Source organism: Gilvimarinus sp. 1_MG-2023 (genome assembly GCF_030548285.1).
Genome location: NZ_JAUOSC010000481.1, coordinates 1 through 340, shown reverse-complemented (window position 1 = coordinate 340; position 340 = coordinate 1). Strand labels below are relative to the sequence as shown.

Annotated in this window: 1 pseudogene; it reads right to left on the bottom strand. The window is 57.1% G+C overall.

The annotated features are described in order from the left end of the window. Nucleotides 1-340 (bottom strand): annotated as a pseudogene (locus Q4563_RS17725) (pyrroloquinoline-quinone synthase PqqC); the annotation flags it as partial.

Sequence of the window (340 nt, the reverse complement as noted above, 5' to 3'; positions counted from 1 at the left end):
ATCGAGTTTGAACTGCAGGATATCCAGCGCCTGCTGCTGCTGCTGCTGAGTGACAAAATGATCCAGCGTGACCCGCAAGCCATGCTCAACATCACGGCGGGCTTCGCTCAACCGCCCCCGGAAATACTGCAAGCCTTGAGCATCAATCCAGGGGTAATTCTGTGGCCAGGTATCCAGCCGCGACTGATGGATTTCCGGCGCAAACATTTCGGTCAGCGAAGAACAGGCCGCTTCTTCCCAGCTGGCCCGCCGGGCAAAATTGACATAGGCATCCACCGCAAAACGGACACCCGGCAACACCAGCTCTTGCGACAACATGGTCTCGCGATCAATACCCACC